Consider the following 19,584-nt stretch of genomic DNA (forward strand, 5'->3'; position numbering starts at 1 on the left):
GGGCCGCGCAAATATTTAGCGACATCGCCAAAAAAAGCGGTCGCACGCATTTTGCGCACAAAGCGGTAAAAAATCGGCCGCGTCGTTCGTCACACCAGTGAAGCCGCCCCAAGCGGCCCCGAGACTTGGCCGAAGCGGCCGGACCGAAGGATTTCACGCACATGACGAGTTTCCCGACTGCGCTGCATCACCGAATCCGCGAACTGGCGCGCATCGCGCCCGACGCGCCCGCCATCGCGGTGCCTTTCCAGAACGACCTGCGCCTGTCGCGCGGTGCGCTCGACGCACGTGCGTCGCAACTCGCCCGGCAACTGCGGGCGGCCGGCGTCGGCGCCGAAGTGCGGGTCGGCGTGTGCGTCGAGCGGTCGGGCGACCTGTTCGTCGCGCTGCTGGCCGTGCTGAAGGCCGGCGGCGTGTTCGTGCCGCTCGATCCGCGCCATCCGGCCGCGCGCCTCGACTGGATCGTGCAGGACGCGCAACTGCGGCACGGCATCGTCGACGCCGCCGGCCGCGCGGCGCTCGGCACGCCGTTCGAACACGCGTTCGACGCAGCGGTGGAAGCATCGGGCGTCGCGCAGGATCACGTGTTCGATGACGACATCGTGACCGTGCATCCGCGTTCGGCCGCTTACATGATCTATACGTCGGGCTCGACCGGCACGCCGAAGGCGGTGGTCGTCGAGCACGGGCCGCTCGCCGCGCATTGCGACGCGCTCGCGGCCGCGCTGCCGATCGAGGGCGGCGACCGTCTGCTGCATTTCGCGTCGGTCAACTTCGACGCCGCGCACGAATGCTGGCTCGCGCCGCTCGCGGTCGGCGCCGGCATCGTCGTGGCGCCGCCGCAGCCGTTCGCGCCGGTGGACGCGCATGCGCTGATGGTGCGCGAAGCCGTGAACGTCGCCGCGTTTCCGCCCGCGTACCTGCGTGAATTCGCGGCCGTCGCCGCGCGCGACGGCGTGCCGCCGGCCTTGCGCGTGCTCGCGTTCGGCGGCGAAGCGCTGCCGCAGCAGGCGTTCGAATTCGTGCGCCGCACGTTCCCGGCGGTGCGCCTGATCAACGGTTACGGGCCGACCGAAGCCGTGATCTCGCCGATGCTGTGGCCGGTCGAGCCGGGCGAGACGCCGGTGCTGGCCGCGGACGACGCGTATGCGTCGCTGCCGATCGGCCGCGTGATCGGCCCGCGGGTCGCGTGCATCGACGGCGCCGACGCCGATGGGGTGGGCGAACTGCTGCTCGGCGGCGTGTGCGTCGCACGCGGTTATCACGGTCGCCCGGCGCTCACGGCCGAGCGTTTCATTCCCGATGCGGACGGTGAACCCGGCGCGCGCGTCTATCGCACCGGCGACCTGGCACGCCTGCGCGACGACGGCGCATACGATTATTTGGGCCGCCTCGACGATCAGGTCCAGGTGCGCGGCGTGCGCGTGGAACCGGCGGAAATCGCCGCGTGCCTGCGCTCGCACCCGGCCGTGACCGACGCGGCCGTGATGGCCGACACCGCCAACGGGCCGACGCGCTTGATCGCGTGCGTCGCGCTGCGCGCGGCGGCCGACGATGCCGCATTGAAGGCGCATGTGGCCGCGCAATTGCCGGCCGCGTGGCAGCCGCACCGGTTCGTGCGTTGCGATGCGCTGCCGTACACGCTGAACGGCAAGCTCGATCGTGCCGCGCTGCGCGAGCGGATTGCCGCCCAGCGGATTGCCGCCGCGCGCGACACGACGCAAGCCGCGGGCGATGCGCCGCGCACACCGACCGAACAACAGATCGCGGGCCTCTGGCAGACGCTGCTGGGCCTCGACGCCACGCCGTCGCGCGACGATCGTTTCTTGGCGCTGGGCGCCGATTCGCTCGCCGCGATGCAGTTGCAGGCCGCGATCCGTGCCGCCATGCGCGTGAACCTGCGGCTCGACACGCTGTTCGCCGATCCGGCGCTCGCCGAACTGGCCGAAATCGTCGACCGCGCGGAACGCGAGACCGGCGAACCGCTGGCCGCGATTGCCGCGCGCCGCGCGCCGGCCGATGCGGCCGCGTCGGGTGCGACGTACGTCGATCGTGCGGCATCGCTCGCCCAGCAACGCTTCTGGGTGCTCGCGCAAACGCGCGACGCAAGCGCGGCGTATCACATCGCCGCGCACTGGACGATCGACGGCGTGCTCCACCGCGACGCGCTGCAGCGCGCGCTCGATCACGTGATCGGCCGACATGAAGCGTGGCGCACGACACTCGTGGACAACGACGACGGCGTCGTGATGCAGCGGATTCACGCGCATCTGCCGGTGTCGATCGCGTCGGTCGACCTGCGCGAGCAGCCGCCGGCTGCCCGCGACGCGCAAGCCGCGCGTCTTGCCGAGCGCGACGCGGCCGAACCGTTCGACCTCGCGCGCGGCCCGCTGCTGCGCGCGACGCTGGTCGTGCTCGCGGACGACCGTCACCGCCTGCTGCTGACCGCGCATCACGCGATCACCGATGGCTGGAGTTCGCGTTGCGCGTTCGACGAACTGTCGGCTGCGTACTGCGCGTATGCCGAAGGCCGAGAACCGTCGCTGCCCGGATTGCCGATCCAGTACGCGGACTACGCGGACTGGCAGCGCGACATGCTGGCCGGCGGCGAGGGCGAGCGCCAGCTCGACTACTGGCGCGGCGCGTTGTGCGACGTGCCGGGCCCGCTCGCGCTGCCGGTCGACCGCCAGCCAGGCGCCGCACGCACGCTGCACGGCGCGCGCGTGTCGGTGCGCCTGCCCGATGCAGTCGCGGCCGACGTGCGGCAACTCGCCCGCAGTGCCCAGGCGACCGTCTTCACGGTGCTGCTGGCCGCGCTCGACGCATGGCTGTCGCGACTGACCGGCGAAACCGACGTCGTCGTCGCGGTGCCGGTCGCGCATCGTCAGCGCCCCGAAACGCGCGCGTTGCTGGGTCTTTTCCTGAATACGGTCGCGCTGCGCGTCCGCGTGGCGCCGACGCTGCCGTTCCGTGCGCTCGTCGATGCGGCGCGTACCGCGGCGCTCGACGCGGTCGCGCACCAGGACGTGCCGTTCGAGCGCGTCGTCGACGCGGTGAAGCCGCCCGTCAAGCGCGGCGACGAATGGCTGCGCGTGAAGTTCGCGCAGCAGTTCGACGCACGGCACGACAGCGTGCTGCCGGGCGCCACGGCGGTCGCGACGCCGGGGCCCGATCTCGCCGCGCGCTTCGATTTCGCGCTGGATTTCACCGACGACGCGAACGGGATCGAACTGGTCGCGGCCTATGCGACCGACTGCATCGATGCCGATACCGCGCGTGCGTGGCTCGACAGCTATGCGGCGCTCGTCGCGTCCGCCGCGCATGAACCGCACGCGACGACGGCCGCGCTGCCGTGCGATGCATCGGTGGCGTCGCGCCAGCCGCGCGACGGCCGTGCGCTGCGCATCGAACATGCCGACATCGTCGCCGCGTTCGCGCGGCAGGCGGCTGCCTACCCGCATCGCGTCGCACTTTCTGACGCATCGACCTCGCTGACGTTCGCCGAACTCGACGACGCATCGAACCGCATCGCGCGGGCGCTGACGCAACGCGGCGTCGCCGCCGAAGCGGCGGTCGTCGTCTGCATCGAGCGTTCGGCACGGTTCGTCGTCGGCCTGCTCGGCGCGCTGAAAGCCGGCGCGCTGGCCGTGCTGCTCGACCCGGCGCAACCGTCCGCGCGCCTCGCCGCGGCGGCCGCCGACTGCGGCGCGCGCTGGGCGCTCGTCGCGGACCCGGCCGCGTGGCCGGCCGGCACCGACACGCAGCCGCTCGACGTCGACGCGCTCGCGCAGGACGCGACGCTCGCCCATGCGGCCGGCATGCGCGTCGCGCCGCACCCGGAACAGGGCGCGTACCTGATCTACACGTCGGGCTCGACCGGCACGCCGAAGGGCGTCGTCGTGTCGCACGGCGCGCTGGCCGACTACGTGCAGGGGATGCTCGACGAACTCGCGTTCGCGCCCGACGCGTCGTTCGCGATGGTGTCGACCGTCGCCGCGGACCTCGGCCACACGACGCTGTTCGGCGCGTTGTGCGCGGGCCGTACGCTGCACCTGCTGCCGGCCGCGTGCGCGTTCGATCCGGACCTGTTCGCCGACGAAATGCGCCGCCGCGACGTGGGCGTGCTGAAGATCGTGCCGAGCCACCTGCAGGCGCTGCTCGACGCGCGCGTGCCGGCCGACGTGCTGCCGCGCCACGCGCTCGTGACGGGCGGCGAAACGCTCACGTGGGCGCTCGTCGCACGGCTGGCCGCGCTCGCGCCGGCCTGCCGCGTGATCAACCATTACGGGCCGACCGAAGCGACGGTCGGCGCGATCGTGTGCGACACGGCGTCGATTGCCGCCGACGCGCGCGATCCGGCGAGCGGCGTGCCGCTCGGCCTGCCGCTGCCGAATGCGCGCGCGCTGGTGCTCGACGCGTTCGGCGCGTGCGTGCCGGCCGGCGCGACCGGCGAGCTGTATCTGGGCGGGCCGGGCGTCGCGCGCGGCTACCTCGGCCGGCCCGCGCAAACGGCGGAGCGCTTCGTGCCCGATCCTTTCACGCCGGGCGCGCGGCTGTATCGGACGGGCGACCGCGTGCGGTTGCGCACGGACGGCCGTCTGGCATTCCTCGGCCGCATCGACGATCAGGTGAAGATTCGCGGCTATCGCGTCGAGCCGGGCGAGGTCAGTGCGGCCGTGCGCGCGACCGGCCCGATCGCGCAGGCCGAGACGCTCGCGATCGAGCACGATGGCCGCCTGCGGCTCGCGACGTTCGTCGTGATGCGCGACGGCGCGGCGTTCGACGAAGCCGCGGTGCGCGCCGCGCTGGCCGCGACGCTGCCCGACTACATGGTGCCCGCGCAGTTTGTCTCGCTCGCGCGTCTGCCGGTGACCGCGAACGGCAAGATCGATCGCGCGGCATTGCGCGAACTGGCCGCCGTGCCGGTTGTGGTCGCGTCCGGCGATGCACCGCAAGGCGCGGTCGAAACGGTGCTTGCCGATGTCTGGCAGGCCGTGCTGAAGGCGCCGAAGGTCGGCCGCGACGACAACTTCTTCGAACTGGGCGGCGACTCGATCCTCGTGCTGCAGGTGATCGCCCGGGCGCGCAAGCGCGGTGTCCGCTTCACGCCGAAGCAGCTGTTCGACGGGCCGACCGTCGCCGAACTCGCGCGCGTCGCGAAAACGGATGACACGGCCGTCACCGCGCAGCACCCTGCGGTTGCGCCTGCAACGGCCACGCCGGCTGCCAAGCCGATCCTGACGCCCGCACAACAGCGCTTCTTCGCGCTCGATATCCCGCACCGCGGCCACTGGAACCAGTCGGTGTCGTTCGACGTGCGCGGCGCGTTCGACGCGGACGCATTCGCGCGCGCATTCGACGCGTTGCTCACACATCACGACGCATTCCGCCAGCGCTTCGCATGCGCCGCCGACGGCACGTGGCACGCGAGCGATGCGGCGAAGCCGTACGACGCGCTGCCGTTCGTCGAAGTCGCCGCACGCGACGAAGCCGATGCACTGGCGCGCTTCGACGCGCTGCAACGCCGTCTCGATCTCGGCAACGGGCCGCTCGCCTGCGCATGCGCGGCACGGCTGCCGGACGGTTCGACGCGGCTCTATCTCGCGATTCACCATGCGATCGTCGACGGCGTGTCGTGGCGCATCCTGCTCGACGATCTCGACACCGCCTACCGCGCGGCATGCGAGCGCACGCCGGCCCGCCTGTCGCAGCCAGGCCTGCGCGCGGACGCCTGGGCCGCACGGCTCGCCCGCGCGGCAACGGAACCGGTGTCGCCGTTCGCAGCGGAAGCCGCCTACTGGGCCGGCACGGCGCAGGGCGACGACATCGCGCCCGATCACCCCGACGCAGCGGCGACGAACGCCGATGCGGCCGTCGTCGTGCAGACGATCGACGCGACATTGACCCGCGCCGCACTGACCGACGCGCACGCGGCCTATCGCACGCAGACGATCGAGCTGCTCGGCGCGGCGCTCGCACTCGCGCTGGCCGGCGCGCGCGGTGCCGCATCGTGCCGGGTCGAACTCGAGGGGCATGGCCGCGAAGCGCTGTTCGACGACGCGGATGCCAGCCGCACGATCGGCTGGCTGACGAGCCATTACCCGGTGACGCTGCCGGTCGCAGCCACGGCCCGCGACACGCTGTGCGCGGTCAAGGACACGCTGCGCGCGGTGCCGCACAAGGGGCTCGGCTTCGGCGTGCTCGCGCACTACGGCGATGCGGCCACGCGTGCGGCGCTGGCCGCCGTGCCGCGTCCGCGCGTCACGTTCAACTATCTCGGCCAGTTCGACGCGCCGCGCGACGCGACGCTCGTCCCGCGCTTCGGCGGCACCGGCGTCGAGCGCGATCCTCGAGGCCCGCTCGGCAATACGCTCGCGATCCATGCGTACCTCGACACGGACGGCGACGGCGCGCGCACGCTGAAGGTGCACTGGGTCTACGGTGCGCCGCAATTCGAACGCGCGACGATCGACGCATTCGCCGAACGCTTCGCGACCGCGCTGCGCGAACTCGTCGATGCATGCGTGTCGCGCGTCGCGCATCGCGGCGCCGGCGCGACGCCGGGCGATTTCCCGCTCGCGCAGGCCGCCGGCCTCACGCAGGCCGCGATCGAACGCGCGCCGCTCGACTGGCGCGCGATCGACGACGTGTATCCGTTGTCGCCGATGCAGCAGGGCATCCTGTTCCATGCGCTGTTCGCGCCCGGCCACGCGAGCTACGTGAACCAGCTCGTCGCGACCGCGACCGCGCTGGACGCCGACCGGCTCGCGGCCGCATTCGACGCGTCCGTCGCGCGTCACGACATCCTGCGCACGAGCGTGATGCCGGACGAAGCCGCGCCGCTGCAATGCGTGCATCGGCACGCACGCATGCCGGTCGAGCAACTCGACTGGCGCACGCGCGGCGACACGCTCGACGCCGATTTCGACGCATGGCTCGCGGCCGACCGCACGCGCGGCTTCGACTGGCGCGCGCCGCCGCTGATGCGGCTCACGCTGATCCGCGTGACGGACGATGCGTGGCGGGTCGTCTGGACGCGCCACCACGTGCTGCTCGACGGCTGGAGCACCGCGCGCCTGCTCGCCGACGTGCTGCGCGACTACCGCGACCCGGACGCCGTGTCGCCGTTCGCGAGCCGCCCGGCGCTGCGCTATCGCGATTTCATCGCATGGCTCGGCACGCGCGACCGCGACGCCGACGAGCACTTCTGGACCGACCGCCTGGCGCGGCTCGATGCACCGACGCTGATCGCGGAGCGCACGGCCGATCGCGCGGATGCCGAGATGGTCACGTGGCGCGCGACGCTCGACGCCGACACGACGGCGCGCGTCGCGCAAACCGCCCGCGCGCTGAAGCTGACCGTCAACACGCTGGTGCAGGGCGCATGGGCGCTCGCGCTGCAGCGGATGACGCACCAGCCGGCCGTCGCGTTCGGCGCGACCGTCGCCGGCCGCCCCGATGCGCTTGCGGACGTCGACTCGGTGCTCGGCCTCTTCATCAACACGCTGCCGGTCATCACCGCGCCGGCGCCGCAGCAACGTGCGGCCGACTGGCTGCAAGCGCTGCAACGCGAGAACGCGGCGGCCGCCGAACACGCACACACGCCGCTCGCCGACATCCAGCGCTGGGCGCGCGGGTCGGGCGGCGCGCTGTTCGACACGCTGGTCGTGTTCGAGAACTATCCGGTGGACGAGTCCGTGCGTGACGCCGATCCGCGCGCGCTGGCGTTGAGCGGCATACGCAGCATCGAAGCGACCGATTTCGCGCTGACGCTCGTCATCGAATGCGGCGCCGAACTGACGATCGACTACGGCTACGACACCGCACGCGTCGACGCGCGTCAGGTCGAGACCTGGCATCGCGCGTTTGCCTGCGCGCTCGATGCGCTGGCCCGTACGCCGGACGCGCTGCTGGGCACGCTGTCGATCGCCGACGATGCGACCCGCGATACGCTCGTGCATGCGCAGCACACCGCACATGTCTGGCCGTCCGAACAGCGGCAGCCGCTGCACCTGCAATTCGCCGACGCGGCACGGGCGACACCCGACGCGACCGCGCTCGAATACGCGGACGCTCACGGCCGCGTGCAGCGCGCGACCTATCGCGAACTCGACGCCGCGACGTCGCGCATCGCCGCCGCACTGCGCCGGCGCGGCGTGCAGCCCGACACACCCGTCGCGCTGTGCGTCGAGCGCTCGTTCGACATGGTGATGGCGCTCGTCGGCGTGCTGAAGGCCGGCGCCGCGTACCTGCCGGTCGATCCCGACTATCCGGCCGAGCGCATTGCGTACCTGCTGCGCGACGCGCGGCCGGCCGTCGCGATCACGCAGGCGCATCTGCGCGAGCAGGTCGAGGCCGCGCTGGGCGAGGGCGCCGACACGCAATTGCTGACGGTCGCGGACTTGCTGGCCGACGAAGCGCGCGAAATCGACCACGAAGCCGCCGCGATCGACGACGCGCAGCTCGCGTACCTGATCTACACGTCCGGCTCGACCGGCAAGCCGAAGGGCGCCGGCAACACGCACGGCGCGCTTGCGAACCGGATCGCGTGGATGCAGCACGCGTACCGGCTGACGCACGACGACGTCGTGCTGCACAAGACCCCGTTCGGCTTCGACGTGTCGGTGTGGGAATTCGTGTGGCCGCTCGCGATCGGCGCGAAGCTCGCGATCGCCGCGCCGGGCGATCACCGCGACCCGGCGCGCCTGGCCGCCGCGATCCACGCGCACGGCGTGACGGTGCTGCATTTCGTGCCGTCGATGCTGGCCGCGTTCGCCGCGCATCTCGACGATTTCTCGGCCGCCGCGCAATGCGACAGCGTGCGCCTGATCGTCGCGAGCGGGGAGGCGCTGGCGCCCGAGCTCGTCGCGAAGATGGCGCGCCTGTTGCCGAACGCGACGCTCGTGAACCTGTACGGGCCGACCGAGGCCGCGATCGACGTATCGCACTGGACCTGCGGCCCCGACGACGCGCAGGCGGTCGCGGTGCCGATCGGCCATCCGATCGCGAACCTGCAACTGCACGTGCTCGATGCCGCGTGGCAGCCGGTGCCGGCCGGCGCGACCGGCGAACTGTATCTCGCGGGCGCGGGCCTTGCACGCGGCTATCTCGGCCGTCCGGCGCTGACTGCCGAGCGGTTCGTGCCCGATCCGTTCGTGCCAGGCGCCCGCATGTACCGCACCGGCGACCTCGCACGCCGGCGCGCGGACGGCGCGCTCGACTACCTCGGCCGCGTCGACACGCAGGTGAAGCTGCGCGGCCAGCGGATCGAGCCGGGCGAGATCGAGGCGCTGCTGCGCGCGGCGCCGGGCGTCAACGATGCGGTCGTGGTCGTGCGCGACGAGCAACTGATCGGCTATGTCGCGCGCGGCGACGCGGGCCCGCTCGACCGTGCGGCGCTGCTCGGTGCGTTGCGCGCGCAACTGCCGGCGTACATGGTGCCGTCGCAGTTGATCGAGCTCGATTCATTGCCGGTCACGCCGAACGGCAAATGCGACCGCCACGCGCTGCCCGCGCCGGTGCGCGAAGCGACCGAAGCCGTCGAACTCGCGACCGATACCGAGCGCGCGCTCGCCGACATCTGGCAGCGCGTGCTGCATGTGGACGCGATCGGCCGCGACGGCGATTTCTTCCTGCTCGGCGGCCACTCGCTGCTCGCGACGCAGGCCCACGCGCAGGCGAACCTGCACTGGGGGCTCGCGCTGCCGCTGCGCACGCTGTTCGACACGCGCACGCTGGCGCGCTGCGCGGAAGCGATCGACGTGGCCTGCGCGGCACGCGGCGCGACCGATGCGGCGAGCGCGATCGACGCGCTGCTCGGCGAACTGGAAACCCAATAAGGACGACGGATGACGAAGGTTCAACCCGACTGGCTCGCGCTCGCGACGCGTTTCGCGCAACTGCCCGACGCGCAGCGTGCGGTCTTCATCGACAAGCTCGGCGCGGCCGGCATCGACTTCCGCGTGCTGCCGATCCCGCCGCGCACGCCGCGCAGCGATCGCGTGCCGGCATCGTTCGCGCAGACGCGGCTGTGGCTGCACGCGCGGCTGATCGATGCGCCGGACGCGTATCACATCACCGAGCGCCTCGCGCTGACGGGGCCGCTCGACGTGCACGCGCTGCGTCTTGCATGCGACGCGTTGATTGCGCGCCATGAGGCGCTGCGCACGACCTTCGACGAAGCGCAGGACGGCGTCGCGCAGACGATCCACGCACCGCTGCGCTGCCCGTGGCGCGAAACCGATCTCGAAGCGTTGCCGGACGCGCAGCGCGCGGCACGCGCGGAAGCCGTCGCGACGGCCGACGAAGCCGAGCCGTTCGATCTCGGCACGGCGCCGCTCGTGCGCGCGCATCTGGTGCGCTTCGACGCGACGCATCACTGGCTCGCGCTGACCGTCCATCACATCGTGTCGGACGGCTGGTCGTCGGGCGTGATGCTGTTCGAGCTTGCGGCGTTCTATCGCGCGTATGCGTCGGGCGAACCGGTGACGCTCGCGCCGCTGCCGATTCAGTACGCCGACTACGCGCTGTGGCAGCGCCGCTGGCTCGATGCCGGCGAGCGCGACCGTCAGCTCGCGTTCTGGCGCGAACGGCTCGATCCGCAGCGCGGCGTGCTGACGCTGCCCGGCGCGACCGCACGGCCGGCCCGTCGCAGTGCGCGCGGCGCGCGCCATGTGTTTTCGCTCGACGCGCGCGTCGCTGCGCAGTTGCGCGCGTTCGCGGCCGCGTCCGGCGCGACGCCGTTCGCGGTGCTGCTCGCCGCGCTCGATGCGCTGCTGGCGCGCGCGACCGGCGACGCGCGGATCTGCGTCGGCGTGCCGGCCGCGAACCGCGAGCGCGCGGAAGTCGCCGGCCTGATCGGCTTCTTCGTCAATACGCTCGCGATCGACGTCGACGTGCCCGCGCACGGCGATTTCTCGTCGCTGGTCGCGCGTACGCAGCGTGCGCTCGTCGATGCGCAGATGCACCAGGACGTGCCGTTCGAGCAGGTGGTCGACGCGCTCGGCGTGCCGCGCAGCGCGAGCCACCATCCGCTGTTCCAGGTGATGGCCGCGTATGGCGAACGCCGCGCGCTGCCGCCGCTCGGCGCGGCGTCGGCCGCGCTGCTGCCGTCGGGTACGCCGTCCGCGAAATTCGACCTGACGCTGTCCGTCGAAGCGACGCCGGACGGCACGTTCGACGCCGCCTTCATCTACGCGCTCGACCTGTTCGACGCGGATGCGATCGCACGGCTGGCCGCGCGCTTCGTCACGCTGCTGACCGATGCGCTCGCGCGCCCCGATCTGCCGATCGGCGATCTCGACTGGCTGCCCGCCGACGAACGCGCGCAGCTCTTCGCGTGGAACGCGCCGGCCGGCGCGACCGCCGCCGAGCCGTTCGTACCGGTGCATGCACGCATCGCCGCCCATGCGCACGCGCGGCCCGACGCACGCGGTGTCGCCGATATCGATCGCGCGTTGACGCGCGGCGAGGTCGATGCCCGTGCCGCACGTTTGGCGCGCCATCTGGTGGCGGCCGGCGTGCGGCCCGAGATGCGCGTCGGCGTCGCGCTGCAGCGCTCGGTCGACCTGCTCGTCGCGCTGATCGCGGTGCTGAAGTCGGGCGCCGCGTTCGTGCCGCTCGATCCGGCTCATCCGCGCGAACGGCTCGCGCAGATCGTCGGCGATGCGGCCATTGCGCACGTGCTGACCGACGCCGCGAGCGCCGCGTCGCTGCCCGACTTGCCTGAATTGCGCATCTGGCGCGCGGACGAAATCGCTGCGCTCGACGAAGCCGCACATGTCGCGCTGCCGGACGTGCTGCCCGGTCATGCGGCGTATGCGATCTACACGTCGGGTTCGACCGGCAAGCCGAAGGGCGTGATCGTCGACCACGCGTCGTTCGCGCTGCATTGCGCGGCGATCGCCGAGCGCTACGGCGCGGGCGAGCACGACGTGTTCCTGCTGTTCCAGTCGGTCAATTTCGACGGCGCGCACGAAGGCTGGTTTTCGCAATACATGTCGGGCGCCGCCGTGTCGGTGACGGCCGACGTGCTGTGGCCGCCCGCGCAGACCTGCGCGATGATGATCCGCGACGGCGTGACGATGACCTACGTGCCGCCCGGCTGCGCGGCCCAGCTCGCCGAATGGGCGCTCGCGCACGGCGCGCCGCCGACGCTGCGTTCGCTGACCGTCGGCGGCGAGGCGACGTCGCGCGAGGCGTTCGCGATGCTGCGCCGCGCGCTGCCGAACGTGCGCGTGGTCAACGGCTACGGCCCGACCGAAACGGTCATCACGCCGACGCTGTGGATGTTCCGTCCCGGCGACGATCTCGCGAAGCTCGGCGACGCCGCGTATCTGCCGATCGGTACGCTGGTCGGCGCGCGCACCGCGCACGTGCTCGATGCGCGGCTGCATCCGCTGCCGGTCGGCGTGATCGGCGAACTGTATCTGGGCGGCGAGGGCATCGGCGTCGCACGCGGCTACCTCGACCGGCCGGCGCTGACGGCCGAGCGCTTCGTGCCCGATCCGTATGGTGCGCCGGGCGCGCGGCTGTACCGGACCGGCGATCTCGTGCGGCGCCGCGCGGACGGCGTGTTCGATTTCATCGGCCGCGTCGATCATCAGGTGAAGCTGCGCGGCCTGCGCATCGAACTCGGCGAAATCGAAGCGCAGCTCGCCGCGCACGACGCGGTGCGCGAAGCCTGCGCGGTCGTGCACGGACAGGGCGCGCTCGCGCAACTCGTCGCGTATGTCGAGTTGACCGCCGAAGCGCAGGCGGCCGCGCAGCCGGTCGAAGCCGCGACGCTCGATGCGCACCTGCGCCGCACGCTGCCCGACTACATGGTGCCCGCGCAACTGATCGTGCTCGATGCGTTGCCGCGCAACGCGAACAGCAAGGTCGACCGCGCGCGGTTGCCGGCGCCGGTGCGGGTCGAACGTGCGTACGAGGCACCGCACGACGGCGACGAAGCCGCGCTCGCGGCGATCTGGTGCGACGTGCTGAACCTCGAACGCGTGGGCCGCGGCGATCACTTCTTCGACCTCGGCGGCCATTCGCTGGCAGCCGTGCGCGTCGCGACGCGCGTGGCCGAGCGGCTCGGCCGCGACGTGCCGGTGCGTGCGTTGTTCGAGGCGCCCGTGCTCGCGCCATACGCGCGGCAGGTGGCCGATGCGCCGCGCGCCGCGCATACCGGCGCCACGGCGCCGGGCGTCGCCATGGCCAAACCGGACGCGCACGGCGTGTGGCCGCTGTCGCCCGCGCAGCTCGGCCTGTGGTTCCTGTGGCGCGCGCAGCCGGACAGCGCCGCATACAACATTCCGGTCGCGCTGCGCGTGCGCGGCCCGCTCGACGTCGATGCGCTGCGCGCCGCGTTCGCGGATGCCGCCGCCGGGCATCCGGCGCTGCGCGCGCGGCTCGTCGTCCGCGACGGCGCGCTGCCGGGCCAGCGGATCGACGCAGACGTTGCCGTCGATCTGCCGGTGATCGACCTGTCGGCGCAAGCCGATGCGCTGGCTCGCGCGACCGCGCTGACCGACGCGGATGCGCTCGCCCCGTTCGACCTCGCGGCCGACGCGCCGCTGTGGCGCGCCCGCGTGTTGCGGCTCGGCGCGGACGATCACGTGCTGTCGGTGACGATCCACCACATCGTGTCGGATGGCGAATCGATCGAGCTGTGGCTCGACGCGGTGCGCGCCCGCTATGTCGCCCGCGTGCAGCGCAGCGCCGTGCCGGCCGGTGAAGCCGTCGAACCGGCCGCGCCACCGCTCGTGCTGCCCGCGCCGTGCCATCCGGCGCGCGTCGCGTACTGGTGCGATGCGCTCGCCGATCTGCCGTCGCGCATATTGCCGCAGCGCACCGATGCGCCGGCCGTGCCGCAATGGCGCGCGGCCCGCATCGCATTCGAATTCGATGCGCCACTGATTCGCGCCGCGCGCGACGCCGCGTCGGCCTCGCACGCGACGCTGCCGATGCTGCTGCACGCGGCGCTCAACACCGCGCTGTTCCGCGCGACGGGCGCGGCCGACCAGCCGGTCGGCGTGCTCGCGTCGACGCGCGAACTCACGGGCGACGCGGCCCGCGCCGCGCTGGGCCTGTTCATCAACTCGGTCGTCGTGCGCACGCGGATCGCCCCGTCCGCGCGCCGTGCGGACGTGCTCGCGCAAGTGCGCGACACGGCGCTTGCCGCCTATGCGCATGCCGACGTGCCGTTCGCCGACGTCGTGGCCGCGCTGCGTGCGCCGCGCGCCGCGCAGGCCAATCCGCTGTTCCAGGTGATGTTCAACTACCTGCGCCCGACCGGCGCCGCCGCACGCGACTGGGCCGGTCTGTCGCTGGCCGGATTCGACGACGTGCGCCATCGCGTCGTGTTCACGCTGGAGCTGGACGTCGTCGAGCATCCGGATGGCCGCGTGAGCGCCGCGTTCTCGTATGCGGACGAACTGCTCGCGCGCGATTTCGTCGAGACGCTCGTCGATCTGTATCACGACGAAGTCGCGCGGTTCGCCGGCGCGTCGGAGGCGGCGCTCGGCGCACCTGATAAGCACGCAGCCGCGCACGCTGCGTCCGGCGCACGCGCCGGCGCCGCGACCCAGCCCCATGCAATGTCGTCCCATGCGGCCGCCGCGCTCGCCGCGCTGTGGTCGGACACGTTCGCGACGGCCGCACCCGAGGCCGATGCAGACCTGTTCGAAGCCGGCGCGACGTCGTTCGACGTCGTGCGCTTCGTCGACGTGGCCGGTCGTGCCGGTCATGCGCTGACGGTCGCCGACGTGTTCGCGGCGCCGACGCTCGCGGCGCTCGGCGCGCGGCTCGATGCGCAAGCGGAAACGGGACAGGAGGCGCGCCATGCTGGCTGAAGTGCGCCCGGACGGATTCACGATGCTCGATACCTACCGCCTCGCGTTCGCGGACGGCCTGTTCGCCGCGCGCGACGGCGCGGAGATCCGCGTCGCGCAGGGCGACGGTATCGGCGCGCAGTTGCTGCGCGCACAGCTCGGCGACGACGGCGCGCTGCGCCTCGTCGCCTATAACCATCGCGCGGCGCCGGCCGATCAGCGGCGGGCGCTGCTGGCCGCACTCGCCGCGGCGTTCTCGGACAGCGCGCGCCACGCGGCGATTCGGCTCGACCCGGCCGCATGGCCGGCGGTCGCGCTCGACGCGCTGCGCGCGAGCGGCGTGCTGGCCGACGGCGGCCGCTGCCTGCGCGACGGCTGGGCGCAGCAGGCCGACCTGTGGCGCGTCGGCGCGGCGCTGCCGTGCGCGACGCTGCCGACGATCACCGACGGCCGGCGTCATCCGCGCCGTCCGCCCGCACCGCGCGGCGACGTCTATGCGCGCGACCTGCCGGCGCTCGGCGTGCGCTTCACGCTGCGCGGCTGGCAGCCGGCGGAAGACACCGAGCGGCTCGCGCGCTGGTTCGACGAGCCGCGTGTGCGCGACGGCTGGCCCGGCGCACAGCCCGCGCCACGCGGCGCGGAAGGCGCGCAGGAAACCGATCCGCACGTGACGCGGCTGGTCGGCTGTTTCGACGACGAGCCGTTCGCGTATTTCGAAGCGTTCTGGCTGAAGGAGGACGCGCTCGCGCCGCACGTCGCGGCGCGCGACTACGACCGCGGGCTGCGGATGCTGGTCGGCGAGCCGCGCTGGCGCGGTGCGCACCGCGTGGCCGGCTGGCTGCCGTCCGTCGTGCATTACCTGTTTCTCGACGACCTGCGTACCGAAGCGGTCGGCTGTGCCGTTCCGGCCGGCCACACGCGGGTTGCCGACCATCTCGCGCGGCATGGCTTCGCGCGGCAGCGCCGTCTCGCGCTGGCCGACGCGCAGCCGCTGTGGATGCGCACGCTGCGCGAGACGTTCTTCTCCGGCCGTCACGTCTGACGGGCCGGATTCACCGATAAAGGGAGCTGAGACATGCAGAGAGAAACCGTATTCGACCTGATCGGCGTCGGCTTCGGGCCGTCGAATCTGGCGCTGGCCGTGCGCCTCGCGGAGCGCGGCGGCGCGCACACGCTCGCCCATTGCTTCATCGAGCGCCAGCCGGAGTTCGGCTGGCATCGCGGGATGCTGCTCGACGACTGCCGGATGCAGATCTCGTTTCTGAAGGATCTCGTGACGATGCGCGATCCGAAAAGCCGCTACACGTTCATCAACTACCTGTTCGAACGCGGCCGGCTGAACGAATTCATCAACCTGAAGAACTTCTATCCGACCCGTGTCGAATTCCACGACTACCTGAGCTGGGTGGCCGACGCGTTCGACGATCGCGTCCATTACAGCGAGACCGTGCTCGGGATCGAACCCGTGCGCGGCGACGGCGCGAAGATCGACGCGCTGCGCGTGCTGTCGCGCGACGCGGCCGGCCACGAGCGCCAGCGCGTCACGCGCGCGCTGTCGGTGGGCGTCGGCGGCACGCCGGCGATTCCCGATGCGTTCGCCGCGCTCGGCCGCGACCGCGTGATCCATTCGTCGACGTATTTGGCCGACATCGACCGGCTCGTCGCGTCGCCCGACGGCGAGCGCCGCCGCGTCGCGGTGATCGGCGCGGGGCAAAGCGCGGCCGAGGTGTTCATCGACCTCGCGCGCCGCTTCCCGCACGTCGACGCGAGCCTCGTGATGCGCGCGGGCGCGCTGAAGCCGGCCGACGACAGCCCGTTCGTCAACGAAATCTTCAGCCCCGAATTCACCGACGTCGTCTATGCGCAGCCGCACGACGCGCGCCGCGCGCTGCTCGAGCGCTATCGCGACACGAACTACGCGGTGGTCGACCGGCCGCTGATCGAGCAAATCTACGAAATGCTCTATCTGCAGCGCATCGACTGCACGCCGCGTCATGCGCTGCTCGCGAACAGCGCGATCGAGGCCGCGGTGCGCACCGCCGACGGCCGCATCGAGCTGACGCTGCGCGACCGGATGAGCGGCGCCACGCGCGTCGAGCGTTTCGACGCACTCGTGCTCGCGACCGGCTACCGCCGCGACACGCATTCGGCGCTGCTCGAAGGGCTCGCGCCGCACCTGGGCGATGCGCTCACGCGCGGCGACGTCACGCGCGACTACCTGCTCGCGACGCCCGAGCACTTCGCGCCGCGCATCTACCTGCAAGGCTGCTGCGAAGACAGCCACGGCCTGTCCGACACGCTGCTGTCGGTACTGGCGCGCCGCGCCGACGAGATCTGCGCGTCGCTCGAGGACGGGATCGCACCCGCGCACGACGAAGGCGCGGCGCGGGCCACGCACGAAAAACGACCGAACAACGGGGTGAGCGCGGGCCGGATGGCTTTCGCTCTTTGACAAAGGCGCGGTCGGAGACCGCATGAAAAAAGTGGAGCAGAAGAAGATGGAGTGGGCAACAGGCACGCGTTTGCGTGCGATCGCAGCCGCGGCAAGCGTCGCGTTCGGTACGGCGGCGGCAGGGCACGCGTACGCGCAGACGGCGCCGGCCGTGAACGCGGGCGCCGCGGCGTCGGCCAGCAGTGCGCAAAGCGGCGCGACGACGTCAACGTCGAGCACCGCGCAGAACGGCACGCTGCCGGCGATCACCGTCAACGCGGCCTCGGCCGGCGACGGCACGGTCGGACTCGTCGCGAAGCGCAGCACGACCGGCACCAAGACCGACACGCCGCTCAACGAGATCCCGCAGACGATCAACGTCGTCACCGCGCAGCAGATCGAGATGACCGGCGCCACCGACGTGAACGCGGCGCTGCGCTACGTGCCGGGCTTCTCGTCGTACGGGTCGGACAACCGCTCCGACTGGTACGCGGCGCTGCGCGGCTTCACGCCGACCGCCTACGTGAACGGACTGCAGGTGCCGAACACGATCAACCTCGCGAGCTGGCGCGTCGACCCGTACATGATCGACAGCATCAGCGTGCTGCGCGGGCCGACCTCGGTGCTGTACGGCGCGGGCGATCCGGGCGCGATCATCGACGTGCACACCAAGCTCGCCGACGGCGAGCGCGTGCGCGAAGCCGGCGTGCAGATCGGCAACTACGCGCGCAAGCAGTTCATGATCGACGTCGGCGACAAGCTCGATCCGGACGGCAAGTATGCGTACCGCTTCGTCGGCGTCGCGCGCGACGGCAACGCCATGACGGGCCCGAACAACGACCAGCGCGTCGCGCTCGCGCCGTCGTTCCGCTGGCGCCCGGACGCGGATACGTCGCTGACGCTGTCCGCGACCTACCTGCAGGACTGGGGCGACATCTCGTCGAACTTCCTGCCCGCGCAGGGCACGGTGCTGCCGAACCCGAACGGCCAGATCAACAAGGACATCTACGAAGGCGACGGCAGCTTCAACTACTACCGCAAGAAGCAGTGGTCGGTCGGCTACCAGTTCGAGCGCAACCTGACGCCGGCCTGGACGTTCCGCCAGAATACGCGGCTGATGCACCTGTCGCTCGACAACGGCTCGGTGTTCGGCAACGGCTTCGTCGACGGCAGCACGACCGACGTGTCGCGCTGGGCCGGCGTGTTCCAGATGAACTACAGCCGCTTCGACATCGACAACAACCTCGAGGGCCGCTTCGCGACGGGCCCGCTGCAGCACACGCTGCTGCTCGGCTTCCAGTACAACCGGCAGACCGCGACCGACAGCGAGTGGCTCGCCGCCGCACCGCCGCTGAACATCTACAACCCGGTGTACCAGCCGGTCACGACGGCGGTGTTCACGCCCGACGCGACGTTCCGCACCAACACGTACACGACGCTGAACACGTTCGGCCTGTACGCGCAGGACCAGATCAAGTGGAACCGCTGGACGCTGACGCTCGGCGGCCGCGAGGACTGGGTCAACATGCGGCAGGACGACCGCGCGGCCGGCACGTCGACGAAGGCCGACGTGACGGCGTTCACGGGCCGCGTCGGCCTCACGTACCAGGGCGACTACGGGCTGTCGCCGTACGTCAGCTACGCGACGTCGTTCAATCCGCTGATCGGCGTGAACCTGGTCGGCGGCGGACTGCCGCAGCCCACGCGCGGCAAGCAGATCGAAGCCGGCCTGCGCTGGCAGCCGCCCGGCAAGAACCTGATGCTGAACGCGGCGATCTACCAGATCAACCAGACCAACGTGCTCACGTCGGCGCTGCCGAGCCAGGACCCGACCGGCACGAAGTCGGTGCAGACGGGCGAAGTGCGTTCGCGCGGGATCGAGTTGAGCGCGACCGGCAAGGTCACGCGCAACCTGTCGGTGATCGCGTCGTACGTCTATCAGGACGTGAAGAACGTGCAGGCCAACGACGTTTCGCTGAACAACTGGCCGGTCGACATTCCGCGTCCGCGCCAGATGGCGTCGCTGTGGACCGACTGGACCTGGTACACGGGGCCGCTCGCCGGCTTCGGCCTCGGCGGCGGCATTCGCTACCAGAGCGCGTCGGCCGGTGCGGCCGACAACTCGCTGACGGTATCGAGCGTCACGCTGTTCGACGCGGGCCTGCATTACGACATGCGCAACTGGCGCTTCGCGGTGAACGGGACGAACCTGTTCAACCGCCATTACATCAGCGGTTGCCAGTCGAACAACGTCTGCATCTTCGGGACCGACCGCACGGTGATCGCCACCGCGAAATACAACTGGTGACGTCGCGCGCCGCGGCTCGCCGGCCGGCC

The 19,584-nt window shown here is 71.8% G+C and carries 5 protein-coding genes; all 5 read left to right on the forward strand.

The genetic code is table 11. The features are described 5' to 3' along the window. The first annotated feature begins 161 nt into the window (after window positions 1-161). Genes KR541_RS08250 through KR541_RS08270 form a run of 5 tightly spaced genes read left to right on the forward strand, consistent with a single transcriptional unit; the run spans window position 162 to window position 19,555 of the window. Window positions 162-9,839, forward strand: coding sequence for a non-ribosomal peptide synthetase (locus KR541_RS08250; protein ID WP_216089491.1), 9,678 nt, complete (start codon window positions 162-164; stop codon window positions 9,837-9,839). 9 nt (window positions 9,840-9,848) lie between these two features. Further along, window positions 9,849-14,837 carry a non-ribosomal peptide synthetase gene (locus KR541_RS08255; protein WP_050012613.1) on the forward strand — a complete coding sequence of 1,663 codons (4,989 nt, stop codon included), beginning with the start codon at window positions 9,849-9,851 and terminating at the stop codon, window positions 14,835-14,837. Then, a complete protein-coding gene (locus KR541_RS08260; RefSeq protein ID WP_050012614.1) occupies window positions 14,827-15,858 on the forward strand; it encodes a GNAT family N-acetyltransferase in 1,032 nt (343 codons plus the stop codon). The genes KR541_RS08255 and KR541_RS08260 overlap by 11 nt, the downstream gene beginning before the upstream one ends. A 33-nt stretch (window positions 15,859-15,891) precedes the next feature. Then, window positions 15,892-17,268, forward strand: a complete 1,377-nt coding sequence (locus KR541_RS08265) for a lysine N(6)-hydroxylase/L-ornithine N(5)-oxygenase family protein (protein WP_050012615.1) — start codon at window positions 15,892-15,894, stop codon at window positions 17,266-17,268. A 46-nt stretch (window positions 17,269-17,314) separates the two neighbouring features. After that, window positions 17,315-19,555: a TonB-dependent siderophore receptor gene (locus KR541_RS08270; protein WP_332374522.1), complete on the forward strand. Its 2,241-nt coding sequence runs from the start codon at window positions 17,315-17,317 to the stop codon at window positions 19,553-19,555. Window positions 19,556-19,584: the final 29 nt, after the last annotated feature.

Source organism: Burkholderia sola (assembly GCF_905400185.1).
In the GTDB taxonomy this organism is placed as follows: Bacteria; Pseudomonadota; Gammaproteobacteria; order Burkholderiales; family Burkholderiaceae; genus Burkholderia; species Burkholderia sola.

Excerpts from the sequence above, each read along its gene's own strand:
- KR541_RS08250 (WP_216089491.1), top strand. The coding sequence starts at position 162 with ATGACGAGTTTCCCGACTGCGCTGCATCACCGAATCCGCGAACTGGCG.
- KR541_RS08255 (WP_050012613.1), top strand. The coding sequence starts at position 9,849 with ATGACGAAGGTTCAACCCGACTGGCTCGCGCTCGCGACGCGTTTCGCG.
- KR541_RS08260 (WP_050012614.1), top strand. The coding sequence starts at position 14,827 with ATGCTGGCTGAAGTGCGCCCGGACGGATTCACGATGCTCGATACCTAC.
- KR541_RS08265 (WP_050012615.1), top strand. The coding sequence starts at position 15,892 with ATGCAGAGAGAAACCGTATTCGACCTGATCGGCGTCGGCTTCGGGCCG.
- KR541_RS08270 (WP_332374522.1), top strand. The coding sequence starts at position 17,315 with ATGGAGTGGGCAACAGGCACGCGTTTGCGTGCGATCGCAGCCGCGGCA.